Here is a 20,892-nt window from a genome sequence, read left to right on the forward strand (position 1 = left end):
AGCAGGACCAGCGCCGAGAGAGGCGCGCGGGCATCGCCTGACAAGCGAAACAACCAGGACATGAAAGAACTCCAGGGCGCGTGGCCGCAGGCAGGTGCGGGCCGGGGCGCATGGGCAGACCGACCCGCTGCCGTGGGCAGCGGGTCACCATTGCACGGCAAGGCGTGCGAACGGGGGTCAGCGTTGGGCTGGAGGTCGCCAGGGCCCGCCAACGGGCGCAGGGCGGAGCGAAGGCCCCGACGCAAGCAGTGGAGCCGACGCGCCGGGCGTTCCGGCGCCGACCGGCTCGGCACCGAGGATCGCTACCGTGAACCCGCAGTCCAGTTGTGCCTTGCAGGCCTTGCCGGTCGTTGCGTAGCTCTGGAGATCCTGACAGCAGTCAGGCAGTTCGCCGGTCAGGGCATCGCCCGCCGCCAGCGCCGCCTGCATCTGCTCTTCCATCGGGCACGGCGCCGGCTGAAAGGTCGGCGCCGCCACGGCCTGCAGCCCGAGGCCGAGGCACAGGAGGATGGCGAGCAGCCTTGTCAGCATGAACCGAAGTCTATGCGGTACGGCATTTCGTTGCTCGAGCTCTGCGGCGTGTCTGCCAAAGGTTGAACGATCGTCGAGGTCTGACAGAGCATCAACCACGCTGAATTCCTGCAAGGTCTGGTCCTCGCAGATTGGAGTGCAGTATCGGATGCCTGACGCGTAGCTGTCGCTTGAACCGACACCGGCTACGAAGCCGGACGACTTCTGGCTGACGACGAGCGGGAATACGTCTGGCGAGAGCCAGCGGCAGCTCACGTTGCAAAGCCGATGTGGGATTCCATCGATCCAACGGCCGAGATGGGTCGGGATCGACCTGACGCCAGCGGCGTGACGAGTCGCTCAAGCCCCTCAAGCGTTCAGCCAGGCTCGAAAGGCTGGTGACAATGGTGCAGTGGTCATCCGACACACGGGCCCGCCAAGGGCCGGTTCCGTTCGCGCCTGCCGCTCGACTTCGAAGCCTGGCAGGCGGCAACCAGTCTCGAACGGTCGCTGGCTTGCCCGCACTCGCCCCAAGGAGGGATCCCCACCCACCACTACCGGGTGATCCCGCGCATGACGAATGGACTTCACACTTCAAACGAGGGCCACGACAGTGGGAGCCAGCGGGCGAGCCGGACGCACGCAGTGCACATGCGGAGCGATCGTCGCGGCCCCTCATCGACGGGTCGAGCACGGCTTCGAACACCGCTGCGGTCAATCGAGTTCCAGAAGGTCACTGGCGAGTCCTCAGCGGCATCTCGGGCATGGCCCCATCCGTCACCCACCCTCCTCCACCGGCTACTCGAACCGCTTTCAGTTTGGTCTCCCTGTCGGCCGGCGTCATGAACGGGCTCAGGACATGCATCGGAGCCGGGTCAGCCCCCACGTCCAGCAGGATCGCGTTCGCGAACCCCGCCGCCGTTCTTGCGTCATAGCGCAGCGGCTTCACGAATCTCCGCCCCTGCGCCACCAGCGCCCGGATCAGCGGCGCCTCGTGCACCCCCTCCAGCGGAATCCACTCCTCGCTGGTCAGCATCAGGCTGGCGAGGTCGATCTCGTAGGTGTCCTCCCGGCGGGCCCGGATCAGCGCCGCCAGCATGAGGCGCAGCCCTCGCCCTCCATCCGAGTCGAGCGCCTCGAAGAGCTGCGCGAAGCCGCGCTGCACGCGCGCCCAGGTCCGCGCGTCGGCCAGCAAAGGGGCGTCCGGCATGTGGCGGATCCAGATGCGCGCGCCCGCGGGTGCCGACTCCCAGCCCTTGAACTCGCCCAGAACCACCGCGAGCGGCTGCCGCCCGTCATGCGGCTGCAGCACCGACAACCGGGCACGGCGCCGTTCGGCCTGCTCGGCCTTCGCGGTCTCGCTGAAGGCTTCCGGCACGTACAGCCGGTTCGACAGCGGCTCGCCCTTCACCTGGATCGCCTCGGCGGCCTGCATCAGGTACTTGTGAAGTACCGCCTGGTTGCGCTTCCCGGCCATGGCCGGCGACCAGAGGTTGAAGCCGGCCCGCTCGAACAGGAAGTGCATCAGCGCCCTCAGGCTCATCCGGCGACGGGTGCGGCCGACCTCCGCCGGCTCGGCAGGCTCGCGGCTCACCGCCGCCCGCCCGGGCACCCGCGCCCACGGGAAGTCCACGTGCAGTTCCACCCGTGCCGGATCCAGCTGGACGACGGCCTCTCCGACCAGTTCGCCCAGGCCCGACATCGCAGGCCCCGGCTCGTAGCTCGGGCAGGCGGGGTGGTGCCGGTCCCCGGTCTCGGGCATGCGCTTGATCTGGAAGTGGCGATGAAAGGCGACGTACATCTCGACGCCGCCGGCCACGCACAGGCAGCGCGGCCGGCCCGGCGCCTCGTAGGCCCGAGCCAGCAGGTCCTGCAGCTGCGGGTCGTCGGCGTCGACCACGCGCCCACCGATCGCAAAGCGCTGCCCGTCCACCCCCAACTCCATCCCCGACTCCATCGCCGTCGCAGCCGTTCAGCGGGCGCGCCGTGTCATGCCAGCTCCTCGAGCACCTTGGCCAGCTCGGGTCGCGGCCTCGGCAACTGCTCGCGCACGGCGCTTCGATCGGCGATGCCCAGCACCAGCCCGACCTGATCCTCGTCGGCGCCACGCTCGTACATCCGCGACATCAGGGTCAGCCGCGCCGACTGCGTGCTCAGTCCCGGGATGTCCGCCAGCCGGAAGATCCGCCGGTAGCTGTCGAGGATCGGACGGCACACATGCCGCTGCCCCACGCCTGGGCTGGCCGTGATCGGGTAGGGCAGTCCCCGGGCATCCAGCATCAGCCTGCTGCGCGGGTCCAGGCCTCTCCACGCGCCAGATCGGCCGACACCGTGACCGCCGTGCAGTCGCTCATCGAGATAGGCCGCCAGCGCACGATCCAGCGCCCGGTGTCTGAAGTGCAGCGGCCGGCTTCGGCCGTTGATGGCCACATCGTCCCGTACGATGGATGCCTGCCTGACATCGCCCGCCTCGTCCAGGTAGTCGCGCACCTCGAGCCGCGCCACCTCCAGGGGCCGCAGCCCGGTCGCGAACGAGAGGTGGTACAGGGCCAGGTCGTGCCGAGGCCTGGGCGCGCGTGCCTGTACGCGCATGGCGCCGAGCGTCACCTCCTCCCGGGTCAGCACGCGCGCTGCGCGCGTCGATGGCCGAGGCGCCGGTTCGAAGCGCTCGAGCGCCTCGAGTACCGCCACGCGGCGCTGGCGAAGCCGCTCCACGAACGCGGTGCCTTCCTGCATCAGCCCGTCGACGCCGACCGAACGGGTCAGTTGCAGGGCCAGATGCTTGACGCGCCTGTCCACGGTGGACCGCGAGACGCCCAGCTTCGCGGACACGACGCCCAGGGGCTCGCCTTCCAGCACCCGTTCGAGCATGTGGACCGACTGGCGGAACCGGTCGTCGCGCGCTGTTTCATCGCTCATGGGTTCTCCTTGTCCAGCTTGCCGCGACGTCCAGGCACGCCACCCGAGCGGCGGGCCGCGGTCCCGACACCGGGAGCATCCAGGCCCGACGTCAGCAGGCGCTCCAGCGGCATCTCCAGGATCGCCCGGTCCTCGGCCCGGGAACGGCAGGCCGCCATCTGTTCGCACAGCGTCGCCTTGGCCTTGCCGTAGTGCCGGGCCACCGCGGCTGCCGCACACACGCCATGTCGAACCGCGAGGCAGGCGACGAGCGCCCTCGCGCGCGAACGCAGGGCGTCCGAACCCTCGTAGCTGGACAGCAGCGTCGGCTTCCCGAGACAGAGCGCCACCCACTTCTCCAGCAGCCCCAGCACAGCGTCGAGTCCGCCAGCGCCTGCGGCGGCAAACAGATCCGCTGCCGCATGATCCACCGCACCCCGTCCCGGCAGGCCTCCAGTGCGGGTGCGGCCGTGCGGAACGCCATGGACCAGGGCCCAGCGCATCAGATCCCGGTCACCTGGCCGGCGGGCGATCCACGATCGCAACGACGCCCGCGCGCCGATGACAGACTCGCCGAAGTGATTCAGCAGCGGCCGCGCGTTGAAGCCGGACGCGGGTGACAGCCCGAGGGTGATGCGCAATGCACCCTGCGCATGGTGCGTCGGCGTGACACAAGCGCCCTGAGCCACGGGACGCCATGCCAGGATGCGCACGAGCACTCGCAGGTCGGCATCGGATTCGACAGGGAACGCCCGATAAGGCTCGGCGAACACCGGGCCCCGCACCCTCTGGACCTGGCGGACCCAGCGCGCGACCACGTGGCCGAAGGCTCTCGCCACCCGCTCTGGCGCATCGCCGGCCTCCAGGCGACACACCACATGAATCTCGCCCGGCAGAACGAGGTAGTCGAGCAGCTGCCGGCCCCTGCTCCGGTGTGCGTCGATCAGTCGGTCGCGGATGCGTGCGAACAGCGCGGGGTGCGTGAAGCAGTCGCGGCCGAACGCCGCCTGCCAGAGCAGGTGCCATGTGGCCGCCTCATCTTCGCCGGAGTCGTCGTCAGCGTCTTGCTCTCCCATGAGGACTATGACGATCTGGCGGCGCAGATCCTCACCAGAACTCAGGCAACAACACCCGCAGTGTTCGGTCCTGGACCGGCGCACCAGGCGGGCCGAACCGGTGTTGCGGCCATCGCGGATCGGTCGACGGTTGGCTCGGGCCGTCACGCGGCTGAATTCCCAGTATGAAACCCTGATCCGCTGGTGGAGAGTTGGACCGAACGGTTCAGGCCATCCCGCCACGACGCTGGTTCTCGGGCCAAGCCATCCCTATGGTGCAGATGCCCGCGGCGATTGCCCACGGCGATTCGCCACCGGGCCAACGTGTCAGCAACCCAACCGCAAAGGAGTTCGTCATGAACGAGACGCTGGAACTGGAGTTCACCGACCTGGGTGACGCGAAGGAGGTGACCAAGGGCACCATCGATCCGCAGAACTCGGAAGAGCACCCGGTGCTCAGCCGCCGCCTGGAGAACTGAAGGCGCGGCGTGGCTAGGTCGGACGCCATCGCCCGTCCTGAGCCACCGGATCCGTCGCTGATGCCGCCGTTGCGGTGACGGATCCAGGACCGGGTGCGGCACCCGGTCCATTCCCGCCGGGCTTTGCCCGCATGGCCAGGCTTTCGCGGCCAGGCACTGCCTGATTTCAGACAAGCACCCCACCTCGCTGGACCCCACATGCCAGGGCCTGCCGTTCACGCGCTTGCCGACCAACGCATCTGGCTGGCCCCGCACATGCGTGTGTGCAGACTGGATGCCTTGTCGGTCCTGCTCGACCTTAGCCGCGGTCGGTACCTCGGCCTGGGGGCCGAGCAGTCCCGCCACCTGTCCGATTGGGTCCAGGACTGGCCGTCCGACGAACAAGCCAGCCCTTCAGAGCCGCCGTGCGACGTGCCTCCCGCCTTCGTGACCCGGCTGCTGGATCGCGGCATGCTGACGACGGAAGCCCCATCGCAGACGTACCGCGTCAGGCTTCCCGCCGCTTGCCGATCACTGGATACGCGCGACCTGTCGATGGAACTCCAGGTCGGCCCCAGCCGCGTTGCCCGCTTCGTCCGAGCCACGGCATCGGCCACGCTGTGGCTGCGCTGCAGATCGCTGCAGGCCATCGCGACACATCTCGAGCGGGTACGCGGCAGCAGGTCCAGGACCCGTGCCGAGGGTGCCTCTCCGTCGCTGAACGGGCAGACCGCCATGGCCGTCTCGGTCGCCACCTTCGACATGCTGCGGCCACTGGCCTTCACCTCGCGGGATCGCTGCCTGTTCGACTCGCTGGCGCTGGTGAACCTGCTGCATCTGGACGGCCTCGATGCGCGGTGGGTGATCGGCGTGAAGGATCGCCCGTTTGCCGCGCATGCCTGGGTGCAGCAGGATGACCTCGTGCTCAACGACCTGCATGAGCACGTGCGGCGCTTCACGCCCATCCTGATCGTCTGACTCGCCATACGTACCCGCCGTGTTCCGCTATCTCGTCCTGGCCTGGGACCCCCTGCGGCCCGACTGCAGCGAAAGGGTTGTCCGGCTGCGGCAGCGCCTGCTGCGGAACGGCGCGTGGTCACCATCGATCGACGCCCCCGGCCTGTTCGTCGCCACAACCGGCAGCGACCGCCGCAACAACGGCGCATGGCCGTTGACAAGCGGTCGAGGCGTGATCCTGGGCCGTCTGTTCGATGCCCGCGGCGCTGCCCACCCGTCCGGCTCACGCGCGACGCCGAACGGCACATCGCTGGAAGCCGTCGCGAGGACCTCGGGTGCCTCGCTCATCGAATCGCACTGGGGACGATACGTCGCGGTGCTGCAGGACGACGCCGGCATCACCGTCGTGCGCGATCCTGGTGGTGCGCTGCCCTGCTTCGTCCGCCACCTCCGCGGGATCTGGCTGGTGTTCTCGTGGCTGGAGGACAGCATCGACCTGCTCGGCCCGGAGGGCGTCCCGCCTCTCGACTGGCAGGCGATCCGCGCCCTGCTCCTCCTGGGTGCGCTCGGCGGCCACGCAACGGCACTGGACGGCGTGACCGCCGTGCTCCCCGGTCAGCGCGTGCGACTCGGCGCACATGCCGCACACGGGGAGATGCTCTGGGCGCCGGCGGCCATCGCACGGGATCCCCTGGACCTGCCGGCGTCCCAGGCGGCGGACCTGCTCGTGCAGACGACGGAACGCTGCGTCGGTGCGTGGGCGGGTGATGTTGGCCGCATCCTGATGCGGCTGTCAGGCGGAGTCGACTCCGCCATCGTGCTGGCGTGCCTGACGAAGACGCGCGACCCCGAGTCGATCATCTGTCTGAACTACCACTCCCCGGGGGCCGACGGCGACGAGCGCGTGTACGCGCGGGAGGCGGCGTCGATGGCCGGATGCCGGCTGATCGAGGCCCCACGCGACACCGGGTATCGACTCGAGCGCGTGCTGGCAATGGCACTCACCCCATGTCCGACCAGCATCGCGGGCCGGCTGACGGCCGACACGGATGCGGCACATGCGAGGTCGGTCGAGGCGCCGGCCATGTTCACCGGCGGCGGTGGCGACCAGTTGTACTTCGAATTCCGCCGTTGGTGGCCGGCAGCCGACTACCTCCGACTCCGGGGCTTCGGCCCAGGTTTCCTGCGCGCGGCCATGTCGGCAGCGCGTCTTGGCGGCCAGTCGGTCTGGCAGACGGTGCGCCTCGCCTTGTCCGATCGACTCCGACGCGGCGCGCCGAGCATCGCCGCGGGCGGATCGCTGTCACTGGCAGGCCCAGGCCTCATGGACGGAGCACCGGACCTGGCCCGATTCGTCCATCCGCTCGGCGGCAGCGCACACGACCTGCCCATCGGCAAGTCCGTCCAGCTGAGCCAGCTGCTGTTCCCCATGGAGTACTACGACCCGCTCGCGCGCCAGGCAGCACCGGAGCTGGTCAATCCCTTGCTGTCCCGGCCCCTGGTCGAGCTCTGCCTGCGGTTGCCGACCTACCTGCTCACCGAAGGTGGCCAGCCGCGTGGCCTGGCACGGCTGGCGTTTGCCCATCGCATTCCTCGCGCGATCGCCCTGCGCCGCTCCAAGGGCGGCATGGAGGAGCACCTCTCGACGGTCGTGGCGCAGAACCGGGATGTCGTCCGCGCGCTGCTGCTGGACGGACAGCTCGTGCGACGCGGCCTCATCGACCGGAGGCGCATCGAGGACGCGCTCTCCGATGCGCGCCAAGCACCCACAGCTTCGACCGCTGAGATCCTGACCTGCGTCGGCATCGAGGCGTGGTTGGCACGACATGAGGCACTTCGGAGCTCCGCAGCCTCACGACCCGAAAGCTGATCCGACACATGACGCGCCAGGTGACCCGATCCCTGCGCCAGCACGACATGCCGGGCGACCTGCGCCGCATGGCCACGTTGCTGATGTCGGCGACGACCGCATCGATCCGCTGGCGCGTTGCGCTGGCGTTGGCTCTGGTGATCGCCGGTGCCACCCTCAGCGCGCTGGCGCCACTGGCGCTCCAACTGACCATCGATACGCTGACACAGCCGACCCTCGGTGCCGCCGGGTCGATGCCGGAGTCCGACCCGGCCCTGGCGATTGGGCTTGCCCTGGCCTACGTGCTGTCCATCGGCGCCGCTCGATGGATCCATGACATCCGTCCCTGGATCGCAGGGGCCGCCGAGCACCAGCTCCTGGCCCGGGTGCAGCAGCGCATCTACGCCCACCTGATGGCCCTCCCGCTACGCGACCATCTCGACCGGTCATCCGGCGGGCTGAGCCAGAGTCTGCAGCAGGCTGTCACCGGTCTGCAGCTCCTGCTGATGAACACCGTGCATGGCGTCGTACCCGTCGCGGTCGAACTCTCCGTGGTCCTGGCCGTCCTGACCACCCAGGCCCCCACGGCGCTCGGCTTGACCTTCATCGTCACGGCCGCGTGCTACCTGGTGATCTTCACGTCAGGCACGTCGCACACCGGCCGGCGCGCTGCCGACGTGACCTCGGCCAGCCAGGACCTGCAGGCCGCTGTGACCGACGGTCTGCTGAACATCGAGGCCATCAAGCTGTTCGGCGCCGAGTCCCAGATGGGGCAGCGACACGGCGACCGGGTCTGGCGGCTCGGCGCCGCATGGACCGCCTTGCACCGCCAGCGGGCAGTGGTCGGTTCGGCCATCACGGCGGTCTTTGCGGTGTCGCTGGCCATCACCCTGGTCCTCGCTGCCAACGCCGTCGTCCGGGGCGACATGAGCATCGGCGCCTTTGTGCTGACCCAGGTCTACATGCTGCAGATGGTGCGGCCGCTGGACATGCTCGGTGCCGCAGCCCGTGACATCGCGCAGGCACAGGCCTTCGTGCGGCCGGTGCTGGCGCTGCTGGCACGCCCGCGCGAGCCGGTCTCGCACGGGTCGACGGCGGGCCCGCTCGGTGTCGTGCCCGATTCAACATCGACGCAGCGACGTGCGCCGACACACATGCCTGCCGTCGGGACGCCGGCAGCGCCGTCAGCGCCGTCAGCGCCGTCAGCGCCGTCAACGGAGCACGTCCGAGGCAAACGATGCCATGGGCCACACGAAGGACTGCGCCTGGAACTGCGCCAGGTCCATGTGCGCCACGGACCACACCGGTCGGTCTTTCAAGATCTTGATCTCGCGCTCGATGCGGGCCAGACCCTCGCGGTCGTCGGCGCCAGTGGCACGGGAAAAACGACGCTGATCCGCCTGCTCACCGGCCTCATCCCACCGGACAGTGGCGAGGTGCTCATCGACGGGCAACCGCTGCACCCAGGTCAGCCCGCAGCGTGGCGAGACTGCATCGGCGTAGTGCCGCAGGACCCGCTGCTGATGGACGACACGCTGGCGGCGAACATCGCGCTGGGCCGTCCCGACGCCTTGCGGCAAGACATCATCCGTGCAGCCGTCGCCGCACAACTGCACGCCGCCATTGAGCGCATGCCCGATGGCTACGACACGCAGGTGGGTCAACGAGGCCAGCGCCTGTCGGGCGGTGAACGCCAGCGTGTCGCCATTGCCCGTGCGCTGCTGCGGCAGCCCAGGTTGCTGGTGCTCGACGAAGCCACGTCGATGCTCGACACGGAAACCGAGCGCCGCGTCCTTGAGCAGATCACGAAGGCCGGCCAGGGCCGGTCGACGCTCATCATCGCCCACAGACTGTCGACGGTGCGGCACGCCGACGAGATCGCCGTGCTCGCGGGAAGCCGGGTGGCAGAGCGCGGCACGCATGAGCAGTTGCTCATGCGCAGCGGTCGTTACGCCGGCATGTGGGGCGCGGACACCGCGCGCCCGACGCGGCAATGAGCACGGGCGGACGTCAACCGCCCGACTTCTTGACCTTGTTGCGGAACGCCTCGGACAAGGCCGCTGCAGTCGTGGAGAGGCGTGCAAGTGCAGACGTGTAGACGGCGCCATGCTCCCGCCTGTCCACCGCGATCACCGTGACCAGCAGATGGTCATCTTCGACGGCGTAGATGAGCCGGACACCCTGCTTGCGCAGCTTGATCTTGTAGCAGCCGGCCAGCGGACCTCCCAGTTCGCCGCCAGGAACATGAGGTGTATCCAGACGCTTCTCGAGGAGCTTCTTGAGAACGGTCTTGACCGAGCCATCGAGCGCTCGCCACTCCTCCAGCGCCTCAGGCATGAAGCGCAGCTTGTACCTGTGCTTCGACCTGACGCCCTCAGAGCTCGTCAATGTCGACCTCGATGGCCCGGGCCTTGTCTGCCAGGCGACTCGCCGCCTTGCGGTACAGCTCCTGGTCGGCCAACTCTTCCATCATCGCCTCGAACAGACGCGGCTCGACCATGTAGAAGGCAGCGCGGTTGTGGTTGAGGACCGCGACGGGGCGGTGATTTGCTTCCCTGAGCACCGCGGCCGGGTTCTTCTTGAACTCGGACATGCTCACCGCGACATCGGCAAGAATTGCTTCCATGTTGGCTCCAACTTTGGAGCCAAATATAGCTACAAACGTCCAAGCTGACAATTCACTTGATGTCGGACAACCTGTGGCGTGGTCGGCGCCTCCCTTGGGCGCCAACGGCGCGCCATGACCGCACGCGCCGCAATGCCCAGGCTCTGCAGCCACCTGCGACCCGACACCGGCGCTGACCGTCCGACGTGACTGTTGGTCGGGGTCGAGGCGGCCGACCCATGGCAGCCTTGCTCTCCGAAGAACCGGCTCACCGCGACCACAACCCACTCGCCATGAGGCGAGCGCGTCAACTTCCAGCATCGCGCCTGGCCGCGCACGGCGGCTTCGCATCGTCGGCACGTTTCAGGTCCACCATCTGCCGCCACCGCAGGTACTGCTGACGGAGGTCCTCCGCCGTCTCGCCCGGCACCACCACCTCCGAACGCTCCTCGCCCTTGAGCCAGAAGCGATGCCAGTCCACGTTCCCCTGCAGCGACACCATGCGTTCCGCCGGGCGCGACAGGGCATGTGATCCCCCGGGGATGACCACCATCTCCACCGGCTTGTACTGCCGACGCATCAGGGCGTAGATGTCCCAGTTGTTCAGCACCCAGGGACCGTAGGTCTCGATGCGCAGGGCGGTGCGGATGCAGTCGGTGTGCAGGGACGGGTCGTTGCTCACCCACTTCGCCAACGTCGCCCCGAAAGGGGAACCTTCATTGGTGCGTTCCTTGCGCGCCAGGACGTTGTCGCTGGCCGCATAGGTGATAGCCGCGGAGAACAGCGTGTTCGCATCCCCGTCCAGGATGGAGGCCGCCTTCATCGGCACATCCCCGAAGGTCACCAGGTTCAGGACACGCTCCCCGGTCGCGCTCCAGCCCAGGATGCCGACCCGATCCCGGTCGACGAGGCCGTCCGCCACCAGGGTATCGACTGCGCCACGCACGGCGTCGATGAAAGCCAGGATGGCCTCCCGCTCGCCCTTCGGCGCGCCCGTCGCGGCCCGGATCGGCAGCGCCAGCACCAGAATGCCCTCGCGCAGGAAGGCCCGGCCTGCAAACCCGCTGCTGTGACCGTCGCCCCGGTTCGAGCCATCGAGGTAGAAGCGATCCGGCGCGAAACCGTAGGTCTGGATCACCAGCGCATGGCGCGCTGTCCGGTCCACCCGATGCGGCGTCATGAGACCACCGTCCCAACGCCTGCCCCTGTCGTCGGACCAGGTGAACGGCTGCATGCGACCCCACCGATCCGGGTCGAACTGAGGGTTCAGCGTCGTGAGCTTCACTGACCGTCCCTCCGGGCCGTCGGCGACGACGTCCGGCGGCACGTCCAGCCCTTCCGCCACCCTCAGGCGCCATTCAGGACCGATGGCCGACGGTCCGGTGGATGTCGCCGCGGTCCCCTGGGTTGCGCGAACCTGCACCCAGCCTCCGTTCGGCAGACGCTCGAACAGGCGACGCCCGGCGGCATCGGTCACGGCGAACCGGTCGGGCCGTCCTCGGACGGGCAGCAATTCGCCCAGGCGACCGGACAGTGCCGTGACAACCTGGCTGCGGTTCTCGTCCGGCCAGTACTCGACGACATGGCTTCGCCTGACGCCCTCCGGTCCGTCGGACGTGTCCGACACCGGCAGATGCGTTCCGCCGATGAGCACCGACTGCCCGCCACCCATCCAGAGGCGATCTCCTCGCCGCTGCAGGTCGCCGGGCAGCGCGTCGTCCGCGGCGTCGATGACGTCCTGCGGACTGGCGTCGTCCAGCCGCCAGGCCACCAGGCGGCGCGGCACGTAGTGCGACGGGCGCGAGAAGTAGCCGAGCGGGTCCACGCTCACGGAAGGACCGTAGCGGTGCGTGGCCACGGCCACCAGTGGATAGTCCCTGCCCCAGGCCAGCTGCCGTTCCGGCTCCCAACGATGCAGCAGCGCCCAGCGGCCGTCCGGCGAGATGTCCACGCCAGGCAGGGCGTTGCCGGCCTCAGGGAACACCTCGCCCAACGACCGCGCCGGCCGGTCGGCGCCCGCCTCGGCCACGAAGTACTGGTAGTACCGGCGCTGGGCGCGCCAGTCGTCCTGGCCGTGCTTGACGCTCCAGAAAGACTGGTTGCCGACGACCACCGCGTGCCGGCCCGGCAGCATCGGCGGCTGCGGCACCTGCGCCGCATAGACGACACGGTCGAGCGACTGCGACACCGCAAACGAGACCAGCCGTCGGCTCTCGAAGGTCAGCTGCCTGAGACGACGCGTCGCCACGTCCAGGCTGTAGACCTGAAAGCCGGCATCGTCCATCCGGGCGCGCATCAGCAGCGTCCGGTCACCGGCCCAGCGCACGTCCTGCACGGACGGGTCCATGTAGTTCTCGTCGGTCCGGGCCTCGACGGTGATCAGCGTCTGCACCGGCTCGGGGTTTCCGTCCGCCAGACGCTCGGGACGCACGTCCAGCAGCAGGATCTCGTACCGGTTGGTGTCGGTGGCGACATCGGCGCGACGGGTCACGATGAACGCGCGCCTGCCGTCCGGCGACACCTGCGCCGCCAGCTGGTCCGGATCCCCATTGCGCGGCTGGACGATGCGGGTGAACTCGACGACGTCACGCACGGTCGGGCCCTCGCCGTTGGCCGCCGCATGTCCCAACGAGGTGATCGCCGCCAGGCACAGGGCAGGCGCTACGCGCCCGGACACAGTGAAGAATCTGAACCGCAGGCGGACATGGCCAGGTTCACGCGCTTGCGACATGGACAGGAACCTCGTGGGCAACGCCTGTCCGCCAGCAGATGGCTGCCGGTCGGACCAGGCCAGGGGACAGGGGGAACGGCTCAGGGCGCAGCCAGGTCAGGCCGGCGGCGCGGGCGCGCCGACTACCAGTCGACGGAGAACCTGACGCTGGCGTAGCGGCCGCGCCAGTCGGCCTGCGTCACGTCGTAGTACGGCGAGGAGTTGGCGAACTCGGGCAGCCGGTCCGTGAGGTTCACGATGGCCAGCGACACCGTGGCCGACTTCGCCGCGCCGATGTCGAACCCGAGCTTGCGCAGGTCGAAGCCGCCGGCAAGGTCGTGCAGCCAGAACCCGCCCAGGCGACGTGTGCTGGTGCCGGCATCCTCGTAGGCGCCGACATACCGGCCCGTCCAGCCCAGCCGCCAGGCCCCGGCATCGAAACCTGCCGACAGTCGCCCCTTCCACTCCGGCGCCCAGTAGTCGGCGAAGCGCTTGCCCAGGCGGGACACCATCGGCGCGCCCGGGGCGATGACCACGTCGTAGCGACTGGTACGCGTGGCGCTGGCGCCCACGTTCCAGCGACCGCCGTGGGCCTGCCAGCCATAGGCAGCCTCGAGATCAAGGCCGGCCGTCTCGACCCGCCCGAAGTTCACTTCCGTGTAGAGCACCCGAGACACCGAGCCATCCGCGGCCCGCGTCACTAGGCCGGGGAACTGGGCCTCGTTGTCGAGCGTCACCTGAGGCCACAGCAGCGCGATCAGGCCGTCTATGCGGACCCGCCATGCCGTGGCCCCGAATCTCATCCCGGGCTGCGACACCGGCTCCCAGATGGCACCGAGCGACACGGCGCGGCCCTCTTCCGGCTCCAGGGCCGCATTGGTGGTGCGCAGCACCTCCCCGCCCACGATCGGTGCGCCGCCCAGCGCCGGATCGACCAAGCCGAAGTCGTCCGTGGTCAGCCGGATCTCGTCGACGCTCGTCTGCAGCAGCGTGGGCGGCTTGAACGACGTGGCCGCCGACGCACGCAGCAGCGTGGAACGCGAAGGGCGCCACTCCAGGCCCGACTGGTAGGTGCTGGCGGATCCGAAGTCGCTGTAGCGGTCACCACGCGCAGCCACCGTCAGCGCAGCCAGCTCACGTCCACGATCGGTCCCCTCGCCCGCGCGCATCAGCGGAAGCCGGAGCTCACCGAAGATGGCACGCGCTCGCCGGCTGTCGACGACGCTCACGTCGCCCGGGATGGACGTCTCGTAGCGGTCGCGTGCCAGTTCCGCACCGGCCACGGCCTCCACCTCGCCGGCAGGCAGCGCGCCCAGCGACCCGCGTGCCAGTACCGTCACGAGGTCCTTGCGCCCGCGGTTGGCCCGCACGGAGTCCGTCCAGATCGCATCCAGGACGTCCTGCGAGGCCGCCGGACCCACGGTGAAGGGGTTGAGCGCCGTCGCCAGACTTGCGGACGCCAGCGCGGCGTTCCGCGCGGCCACGCTGGTGTTGCCGTTGCCGAGCACGCGCTCGCCCGCATCGCGAGAAGTCGAGGCCGTCAGCTCGAGATCCCAGCCCGCGGGCAGTTCACCGCGCAGTCCGGCCAGCACGCGGGTGAAGCGCGTCGTACGGGCGAAGAACTGCGTGCCGTTGGCATCGCCCAGGCGGGCGCTTACGCGCACCGGCACGCCGAAGGGGTTGTACGGATTGGTCTCCGGGACCAGCACGTTGCTCAGCACCAGGCCACCCTGCTCCGCCCGCAGCCGGTCGTCGGCCAGGGTGAGCTCGGAGAACAGCGACCAGCGGTCCGACAAGCGCAGGTCGCCGACCGCATGCAGGCCGAGCGCCTCGCTGCCATGCACGAGTGCAGAGCCGCGGCCACTGGCCAGGCTGTTGCACAGGTTCGGCTGCCCGGCCGTGGCCGCGAAGTCGGCAGGCACGAGCGTGGTCCCTGGGGACCGCAGCGGGATGCCCGCCACAGGCGCCGTCAGACCGGGCAGGTTGCTGCCATCGGCGGTGGTGACGGTCCCCGGGACACAGTTGCGCGACCGTGCGTCGGGCCCGCCCAGCGGCCGGTAGTCGGCGTCGTCGAAGAACGAACGTTCGGCCATGGTCAGCGGCGTCGACCTGCTGTAGGTCCCGACCACCGTGAACCCACCCGTCGGGGAGCGCGTGCCTGCCGCCAGGGACACGCTGCCGTCGCCGGTGCCGCTGGCCGATGCCAGACGCATGTCGAGCGCCACGCCGTCCATCGACTGGCGCAGGATCACGTTCACGACGCCGGCCAGCGCATCGCCGCCGTACACGGCGGACGAACCCACGGGGACGATCTCCACGCGCTCCACGGCCGCCATCGGGATCAGGTTCAGGTTGAAGAAGTTGGCCGACGAGGAGCCCACCGCCTGCACGCGCCGTCCGTTGACGAGGATCAGCGTGGAGCCCAGAGGCAGACCACGCAGCTGCACGGAGCCCTGTCCCGCGGTGGCACCAAAGGCGCCTTCGCCCGGCGACACCGAGGCTTCGTTGAGGCTGCCCAGAAAGCGCTCGAGCGTGGCCTGTCCGCTGCGTTCGATGTCCTCGCGACGGAAGACGCGCACCGGCACGGCGCCCTCGCTCTCCACGAGCCGCAAGCGGGTGCCTGTGACCTCCACCTTCTGCGACGCCGAACCCGCGCTCGGTTGGCCAGACCCCGATGCGCCGGGACGATCCTGGTCAGGCGTGACCGTCCGCGCAACGAGCTGAACCTGGCGCAGCGAGGTCTTGGTTCCTGCCGCCGGCGCAGCCGGAGCGACCGCGGGCTTGACCACCACGGCGCCATCGCCCATCACCTCGACCATCAGGCCCGAGCCTTCAAGCGCCTGCGAGATTGCCTCCGCCGCCGACAGCCGGCCCGAGACCCGCGGCGCGACGAGCCCCCGGACCGCTACGGCGTCGAAGAGCACGGAAGCACCGGTCTGGCGGGCGATCGCACGCAGGGTCTCGGCCATCGCCTGAGACGGCTGCTCGACGACATGGCGGGCGGCCTCGCGGACGTCGGCTGCCAGCGCCGGCAGGGCACACGCCATGCAGGCGGCCAGCGCCGGAATCGTCAGGACATGGTGGGAGGATCGGCGGCGGACCCTGGTCGATCGATGCATCTCGTGGCCTTCTGGTGTTGTCGTTGGGGTGACAACGAGATGACGAGTCTGTCGAGCCGGGACCCGACAGTGTTTTCACGGGTGTGGACGGGTCAGCTCCAAACGTCCATCGTGATGGCGGACCTGCAGCCCATGCAAGTTCGCGACCGCATTGGCGAATCCTTCGGCGTCACCGGTGCCATACAGCCCGCTGACCCGCAGACCCTCGAGCCCGGAACCGTCCAACAGCACGATGGGCGTTCGGCTGTACCGGTTCATCTCGGCCACCGCCTGCGGCAGCAGGTCGTCGTCGAACACCACCTGCCGCCGCCGCCAGGCCGTGACCTGCTCGACATCCGGCCTGTCGACGCGGATCGCAGCTGGTGCGTCACGCACGACCTCTGCACCACCGACCCGAACCCGGTCGCCCGCCTCCATCGTCACCACCCCGACCGGCTTCGCGTCGCCGCCCGGCTCGGCCGGGCGCACCGCGACCCTGCCCTCGATCAGCGTCACCGCCAGGCGGTCCGCGGTCGGCTCGGGCATGGCGGCGTATCGCACGGTGAACACCGTACCCAGTGCCTCCACCTCGCTCTCGCCGGCGCGCACGACGAAGGGTCGATCCGGATCCTTCGCCACCTCGAACAGGGCCTCACCCCGCTCGACCGTCACCGAGCGCCGGGCGGCGTCGAGGTCGACACTCAGCGCAGTACCCGTGTTCAGCGTCAGCCTGGAGCCATCGTCCAGCACCACCAGACGCTGTTCGCCGACACCGGTGACGTAGAGGTCACGATCGCGCCATTCCAGATAGCCGAGACCGCCGGACAGCACGACGAGCACGGCGGCGATGCCGGGCGCCCATCGGGCGGCCTGTCGTCGCCAAGCGCCGACCGCACCTAGGGGAGCCCCGCCTGACTGCGCGGCCGCGAAGGCATTGGCCAGGGTCAGCCGCGGCACGCTCTCCCAGGTTTCGGTGCAGCGCTCGAAGGCTTCACGGTGCGCCGCCGAGCGCTGCTGCCAGGCCAGGCACTCCAGCTCCATCTGGCGCGTGCGGCCAGGCCCGTGCAGCCGCGTCACCCACACGGCCGCCTCGGCCGCAATCTCCCGCGTGACCTTTGGCGGGTCATCCGGTGCGGGACGGCCCGAACCCGCCGCCTGCGGCTGACCCATGGCTACCAGCCCTGCATCCAGCCGGTGACGAGCAGCATGGCCTTGGCGATGTGCTTCTCCACCGCGCTGACGCTGAGGCCGTGCCGGCGCGCGATCTCCTCCCGGCTCAGGCCCTCGACCCGGTGCGCCAGGAAGATGTCGCGCGTCTTGCCGTTCAGCCGCGAGAAGCACACGCTCAGCCGCTCCAGACGCTCGCGCGCCAGCAGCGTGGTCTCCGCGCTGGGTGTCGTGTCGATGAGCACCACGTCTTCGAGCATGACTTCCTCGCCGCGTGTCAGGCGCGCCCGATGGGCGTCGATCGAGAGGTTGAGCGCGGTCCGCATCAGGAACGCCTCCGGTTCGTCGACCGGATGTTCGCGCCGGTAGCACTCGAGCCGGATCCAGGCCTCCTGCACCAGGTCGTCGGCATCCTGCTCCGACCGGCCGCGGCGCACCAGGGCGGCTTTGACCCGAGAGAATACGCCTTGCCAGTACTTGACCATCGCAATACCCGCGCGCGAAGAAGACTGATGGTTCAGAGGCTGGCCGACATCGTAGTGGCAAGCGCGGTGCGCGTGCGGCTACGAGCGGTAACGGCCCCCTTGTCCGAACCCCCGATCGCACGGAGCCGCCGTTCCAGCGCCGCGCGGACGAATTCGACCGCATCGTCGGCACTTGTGAACGGCCGCCGCCGCGCAATCGCCCGGCCCAAGCTTCGGTTCATGTCCACCGACAGACCATCGCCCGAATGGACCACCCTCCGAAGGGAGGGCGCCGCATCGAACAGCGGCCTCCCCTGTTCGAGGGTGAGGCGCCAGGCAGCCACAACGTCCGGGTAGCGTTGACCCAGTCGACTCGACTCCAGATGGTCAAGCGCCTGACCAGCCTCGTGCGGTGACCCGGCGTCGATGATGTCCTGCAGCAGAAGAGCCATCGATGCCCGATGGTCCTGTGCGGCACGCGAAACGCTCACCTCGAACTGCAGTGCGAACGAGGGCAGTGCCGTGGCGCCCGGGAAACAATCGCGCAGCTCGCTGGCAAAGCTCGGCGAATCGGGACAAACCACAAGGCGAACACGCGCGAGTCCGCGAGCACGCATGTCGGCGAAATGGGCATGCCACGCAGGCGGCGGTGCAACAGGCCGCGCCGGGTTGCCCGCCTCAGCCAGCGCGCCTGTGGCGGGCCGTAGGCCCACAACGCGGGGCCCCCAAACCCCGAGCAACTCGCTATCACCGTTCGCGGCGATGCCCACCGCCCAGCGAACCTCGCTGCAACCCACCGTCGAGATCTCGGACATCCTGACCGGCGACGAAAGAAGGGTTGCCAAGATGTATCGATGACAGAGCAGAGAGCCGCTGGAACCGTCATCGCTGCAGTAGCCGTCGTTCAAAGCTGACACTCGAGTCGTCTCCTCTTCACGCACTCCACGCTGCGCACATCACGGCTAAGCGGCAGGCGAGTGCTACTTTAAGTCTGTAGACCTAAAGTCATCAACCCGAGACGCTCGATGCATGGCGTTGGAGACGGCAGGGGACGAAAGCGCGCGAGCACGATTGGCGCGCAATCTGCGGGCCATGCGCGCGGAACGGGGACTCTCCCAGGAGACACTGGGAGAACTGTCCGAACTGCATCGCACGTATGTCGGTTCGGTAGAGCGTCAAGAACGGAACGTCTCCCTGGACAACGTCGAACGACTGGCGGAGGCGCTGCAGGTGGACATCTGCGATTTGCTTGCTCGAGAGCCACGCTGACGCTTTCGGCGGCCTGGGTGCGGTGCCCCATCGTCGAGGCTCCGCCCCCCCTGGACGTGCCACCGCCGATGTCAGTGCCAATCACCGAGAACGCCTGATGCTACTTTAAGTCTGTAGACCCAAAGTCATCTGAACGCGAACCTCCGGCGCGATGCGAAGCCAAGGAGGAGCCGTTCAATCTGCGCGTGAGCGTCTTGCTCGCAGACTGCGTGCGCTCAGGGCGGAGCGTGGCCTGTCGCAGGAGGCACTTGCGGATCTGGCCGACCTGCATCGCACCTACGTTGGCTCCATCGAACGCAGAGAGCGAAACGTCTCGCTCGACAATGTCGAGCGGTTGGCTGCGGCCCTCGACGTCGACATTGTCGAACTGCTGGCGCCGACCTGAGACTTGGGTGTCGTTGGCCGCACCTTCGGTCGCCAACGAGTTCCTGGATTGCTCACGAGTTCAACACCAGGGTTCGAGTTGCCTCGCCCATCTCCGCGCTACGCCCAAGCACCGGCGCTGGTGGCATTCGGCTCCGCTGTTCGCGAGCGACGCCTTGCTCTCGGGCTCTCGCGGGAGGCGCTCGCACATGAGGCGGGCATCTATCGCTCCTACATGAGCAGCGTCAAACGGGGCTGTCAGAGCGTTGGCCTGGTGCTCGCAGCGCAGATTGCACAGGCGCTCGATGTGACACCGGCCGAACTGGTCGCCAAGGCACGCCTGTAGCGTAGCCCGCAAGGCACCCAGATCCCAGCAGCGCCGGGCAACGGCACGGCAGTCTCAGGAGTGATCGGCGCGGCCGGCGGTGCGCCTGCGACGTTCATCCGGTGCCGCCGCGACATCTCTTGCCTTGAGCGACATCCGCCGAGTGCGTAGTATGCGAATGGGCGGTTCGCCCCCTGCTTTTCCTCCCTGAGCAGGCGCCGCGCCGCAGGAACGCGGTAAGGCTTCCAGCTCCGACCGGATGAAACCGGTCGGGGCTGCCTTTTGGGGCATGGAGCATGGCAACCACGGCGTCCAGCACGGCCTGCGCCACGGCGTGGAGCGAACCCGTCGGCGACTACCGCGATGAGGCCCCCTGCTGCGCCATCCACTGCCGGACGTCCTCCACGCGCCAGACGGTCACCCGCTCGGAAAGCTTCAGCGGCGCGGGAAACGTGCGCGCATGCACGCGCCGCCAGAGGGTGGACTTGGAGATGGGGACGAAGGACAGCACCTGCGGCTGGCGCAGGAAGCCGGTGTCCGGCAAGGCAGGGCAAGGCGGTGCAGCCGGGGAATCCGCCGACGGGGCGGCAGGGACAGTAACGCGGGACATGATCGGCCTCTCATCGGCACTCAGCCGGCAAAGGTCATGACCTGCTCTGCGACGACGGCGCTCGGTCAGGAAACGCGCCAGCCGCTCGGGAACGCTCAACCCCTGGACCACCGCGGGCGTTCCGTTCGCGCGGTGGATGCAGATGCCAGCCGAAGAGACCCGGCCGAGGGCCCTCTTCCGGGTCATCGAGTCGCCCCCCCCCCCAACGGGCGCCCCCAGCCCTCCGCAATGCTGGGCCTGGCGCCTGAAGCGATGGTCAGGGGACTGGCCTGTATGCCATCGGTCGAGATGGGGTTCCCGTCGACACTGGTCGACCGCGCCAAGAGGCTCGGGCCATGAAGACATTGCCCAGCCAGCGGATGAGGCAGGTATCGACTGCGACGCCACCCGGGACGGGTGGAAGCACGACACGGCCAGATCAACAGACTGCGTATTTCACGTCATCGCGGACACCCATTTCACGGGATCGCGGACAGCATTTCACGGGAAGGCGGACACCGTTTCACGCTGATCGCGGACAGCGTTTCAGCGTGATGGCGGACAGCAGCAGCGCG

The 20,892-nt window shown here is 68.9% G+C and carries 19 protein-coding genes; 7 read left to right on the forward strand and 12 right to left on the reverse strand.

Translation table 11 applies throughout. The annotated features are described in order from the left end of the window. Window positions 1-177 precede the first annotated feature (177 nt). The 4 genes from ENE75_RS16590 to ENE75_RS16605 all read right to left on the reverse strand — a co-directional run bounded on the left by ENE75_RS16590 (window position 178) and on the right by ENE75_RS16605 (window position 4,631). The gene (locus tag ENE75_RS16590) at window positions 178-786 is read right to left on the reverse strand and encodes a hypothetical protein (protein WP_128199423.1); all 609 of its coding nucleotides are present in this window, start codon (window positions 784-786) and stop codon (window positions 178-180) included. Window positions 787-1,243: 457 nt separating this feature from the next. Then, window positions 1,244-2,443 carry a DUF1173 family protein gene (locus ENE75_RS16595; protein WP_128199424.1) on the reverse strand — a complete coding sequence of 400 codons (1,200 nt, stop codon included), beginning with the start codon at window positions 2,441-2,443 and terminating at the stop codon, window positions 1,244-1,246. A 56-nt stretch (window positions 2,444-2,499) separates the two neighbouring features. Next, complete coding sequence (locus tag ENE75_RS25410; RefSeq protein ID WP_128199425.1) at window positions 2,500-3,429, reverse strand: site-specific integrase; 930 nt, start codon at window positions 3,427-3,429, stop codon at window positions 2,500-2,502. Then, a complete protein-coding gene (locus ENE75_RS16605; RefSeq protein ID WP_233259132.1) occupies window positions 3,426-4,631 on the reverse strand; it encodes a hypothetical protein in 1,206 nt (401 codons plus the stop codon). The genes ENE75_RS25410 and ENE75_RS16605 overlap by 4 nt, the downstream gene beginning before the upstream one ends. A 188-nt stretch (window positions 4,632-4,819) precedes the next feature. Here ENE75_RS16605 and ENE75_RS25415 point away from each other — a divergent pair, with 188 nt between their 5' ends. From ENE75_RS25415 to ENE75_RS16620, 4 genes are all read left to right on the forward strand, one after another. After that, window positions 4,820-4,942, forward strand: a complete 123-nt coding sequence (locus ENE75_RS25415) for a rubrivinodin family lasso peptide (RefSeq protein WP_233259133.1) — start codon at window positions 4,820-4,822, stop codon at window positions 4,940-4,942. A 279-nt stretch (window positions 4,943-5,221) separates the two neighbouring features. Continuing rightward, the gene (locus ENE75_RS16610) at window positions 5,222-5,899 is read left to right on the forward strand and encodes a lasso peptide biosynthesis B2 protein (RefSeq protein WP_158288980.1); all 678 of its coding nucleotides are present in this window, start codon (window positions 5,222-5,224) and stop codon (window positions 5,897-5,899) included. A gap of 19 nt (window positions 5,900-5,918) precedes the next feature. Next, window positions 5,919-7,748: an asparagine synthase-related protein gene (locus ENE75_RS16615; protein ID WP_128199428.1), complete on the forward strand. Its 1,830-nt coding sequence runs from the start codon at window positions 5,919-5,921 to the stop codon at window positions 7,746-7,748. Between the two features lie 8 nt (window positions 7,749-7,756). Continuing rightward, a complete protein-coding gene (locus ENE75_RS16620; RefSeq protein WP_128199429.1) occupies window positions 7,757-9,724 on the forward strand; it encodes an ABC transporter ATP-binding protein in 1,968 nt (655 codons plus the stop codon). Between the two features lie 13 nt (window positions 9,725-9,737). Here ENE75_RS16620 and ENE75_RS16625 read toward each other — a convergent pair whose 3' ends face one another. The 7 genes from ENE75_RS16625 to ENE75_RS16655 all read right to left on the reverse strand — a co-directional run bounded on the left by ENE75_RS16625 (window position 9,738) and on the right by ENE75_RS16655 (window position 18,679). Further along, window positions 9,738-10,064 carry a type II toxin-antitoxin system RelE family toxin gene (locus ENE75_RS16625; protein WP_128199430.1) on the reverse strand — a complete coding sequence of 109 codons (327 nt, stop codon included), beginning with the start codon at window positions 10,062-10,064 and terminating at the stop codon, window positions 9,738-9,740. 37 nt (window positions 10,065-10,101) lie between these two features. Then, window positions 10,102-10,353 carry a type II toxin-antitoxin system Phd/YefM family antitoxin gene (locus ENE75_RS16630; protein ID WP_128199431.1) on the reverse strand — a complete coding sequence of 84 codons (252 nt, stop codon included), beginning with the start codon at window positions 10,351-10,353 and terminating at the stop codon, window positions 10,102-10,104. Window positions 10,354-10,639: 286 nt separating this feature from the next. Next, on the reverse strand, window positions 10,640-12,925 hold the full coding sequence (locus tag ENE75_RS16635) for an alpha/beta hydrolase family protein (RefSeq protein ID WP_233259134.1): 2,286 nt from the start codon (window positions 12,923-12,925) through the stop codon (window positions 10,640-10,642). Between the two features lie 260 nt (window positions 12,926-13,185). Further along, the gene (locus ENE75_RS16640; RefSeq protein ID WP_233259135.1) at window positions 13,186-16,161 is read right to left on the reverse strand and encodes a TonB-dependent receptor; all 2,976 of its coding nucleotides are present in this window, start codon (window positions 16,159-16,161) and stop codon (window positions 13,186-13,188) included. A gap of 75 nt (window positions 16,162-16,236) precedes the next feature. Then, entirely contained in the window at window positions 16,237-17,310 is a 1,074-nt protein-coding gene (locus ENE75_RS16645; protein ID WP_128199433.1) for a FecR family protein, read from the reverse strand. Window positions 17,311-17,312: 2 nt separating this feature from the next. After that, on the reverse strand, window positions 17,313-17,792 hold the full coding sequence (locus ENE75_RS16650) for an RNA polymerase sigma factor (RefSeq protein WP_128199434.1): 480 nt from the start codon (window positions 17,790-17,792) through the stop codon (window positions 17,313-17,315). A gap of 32 nt (window positions 17,793-17,824) precedes the next feature. Then, complete coding sequence (locus tag ENE75_RS16655; protein WP_128199435.1) at window positions 17,825-18,679, reverse strand: transposase; 855 nt, start codon at window positions 18,677-18,679, stop codon at window positions 17,825-17,827. A gap of 121 nt (window positions 18,680-18,800) precedes the next feature. On the opposite strand from ENE75_RS16655, the gene ENE75_RS16660 reads away from it, so the two are divergent. The 3 genes from ENE75_RS16660 (at window position 18,801) to ENE75_RS16670 (ending at window position 19,749) form a co-directional block, all read left to right on the forward strand. Beyond that, window positions 18,801-19,040 carry a helix-turn-helix domain-containing protein gene (locus ENE75_RS16660; RefSeq protein ID WP_128199436.1) on the forward strand — a complete coding sequence of 80 codons (240 nt, stop codon included), beginning with the start codon at window positions 18,801-18,803 and terminating at the stop codon, window positions 19,038-19,040. Between the two features lie 151 nt (window positions 19,041-19,191). Beyond that, complete coding sequence (locus tag ENE75_RS16665) at window positions 19,192-19,425, forward strand: helix-turn-helix domain-containing protein (protein ID WP_128199437.1); 234 nt, start codon at window positions 19,192-19,194, stop codon at window positions 19,423-19,425. Between the two features lie 120 nt (window positions 19,426-19,545). Next, entirely contained in the window at window positions 19,546-19,749 is a 204-nt protein-coding gene (locus ENE75_RS16670) for a helix-turn-helix domain-containing protein (RefSeq protein WP_310733638.1), read from the forward strand. Between the two features lie 334 nt (window positions 19,750-20,083). Here the strand turns inward: ENE75_RS16670 and ENE75_RS16675 are convergent, their stop codons facing one another. Next, window positions 20,084-20,272, reverse strand: coding sequence for a helix-turn-helix transcriptional regulator (locus tag ENE75_RS16675; protein WP_233259136.1), 189 nt, complete (start codon window positions 20,270-20,272; stop codon window positions 20,084-20,086). Window positions 20,273-20,892 lie beyond the last annotated feature (620 nt).

Source organism: Rubrivivax albus, assembly GCF_004016515.1.
Lineage (GTDB): Bacteria > Pseudomonadota > Gammaproteobacteria > Burkholderiales > Burkholderiaceae_C > Rubrivivax > Rubrivivax albus.

What these genes read in the sequence shown, in the direction of transcription:
- ENE75_RS25410 (WP_128199425.1), bottom strand. Translation starts at nt 3,429, where the DNA reads ATGAGCGATGAAACAGCGCGCGACGACCGGTTCCGCCAGTCGGTCCAC.
- ENE75_RS16620 (WP_128199429.1), top strand. Translation starts at nt 7,757, where the DNA reads ATGACGCGCCAGGTGACCCGATCCCTGCGCCAGCACGACATGCCGGGC.
- ENE75_RS16665 (WP_128199437.1), top strand. Translation starts at nt 19,192, where the DNA reads ATGCGAAGCCAAGGAGGAGCCGTTCAATCTGCGCGTGAGCGTCTTGCT.
- ENE75_RS16660 (WP_128199436.1), top strand. Translation starts at nt 18,801, where the DNA reads ATGGCGTTGGAGACGGCAGGGGACGAAAGCGCGCGAGCACGATTGGCG.
- ENE75_RS25415 (WP_233259133.1), top strand. Translation starts at nt 4,820, where the DNA reads ATGAACGAGACGCTGGAACTGGAGTTCACCGACCTGGGTGACGCGAAG.
- ENE75_RS16645 (WP_128199433.1), bottom strand. Translation starts at nt 17,310, where the DNA reads ATGGGTCAGCCGCAGGCGGCGGGTTCGGGCCGTCCCGCACCGGATGAC.
- ENE75_RS16640 (WP_233259135.1), bottom strand. Translation starts at nt 16,161, where the DNA reads ATGCATCGATCGACCAGGGTCCGCCGCCGATCCTCCCACCATGTCCTG.
- ENE75_RS16625 (WP_128199430.1), bottom strand. Translation starts at nt 10,064, where the DNA reads ATGCCTGAGGCGCTGGAGGAGTGGCGAGCGCTCGATGGCTCGGTCAAG.
- ENE75_RS16650 (WP_128199434.1), bottom strand. Translation starts at nt 17,792, where the DNA reads ATGGTCAAGTACTGGCAAGGCGTATTCTCTCGGGTCAAAGCCGCCCTG.
- ENE75_RS16630 (WP_128199431.1), bottom strand. Translation starts at nt 10,353, where the DNA reads ATGGAAGCAATTCTTGCCGATGTCGCGGTGAGCATGTCCGAGTTCAAG.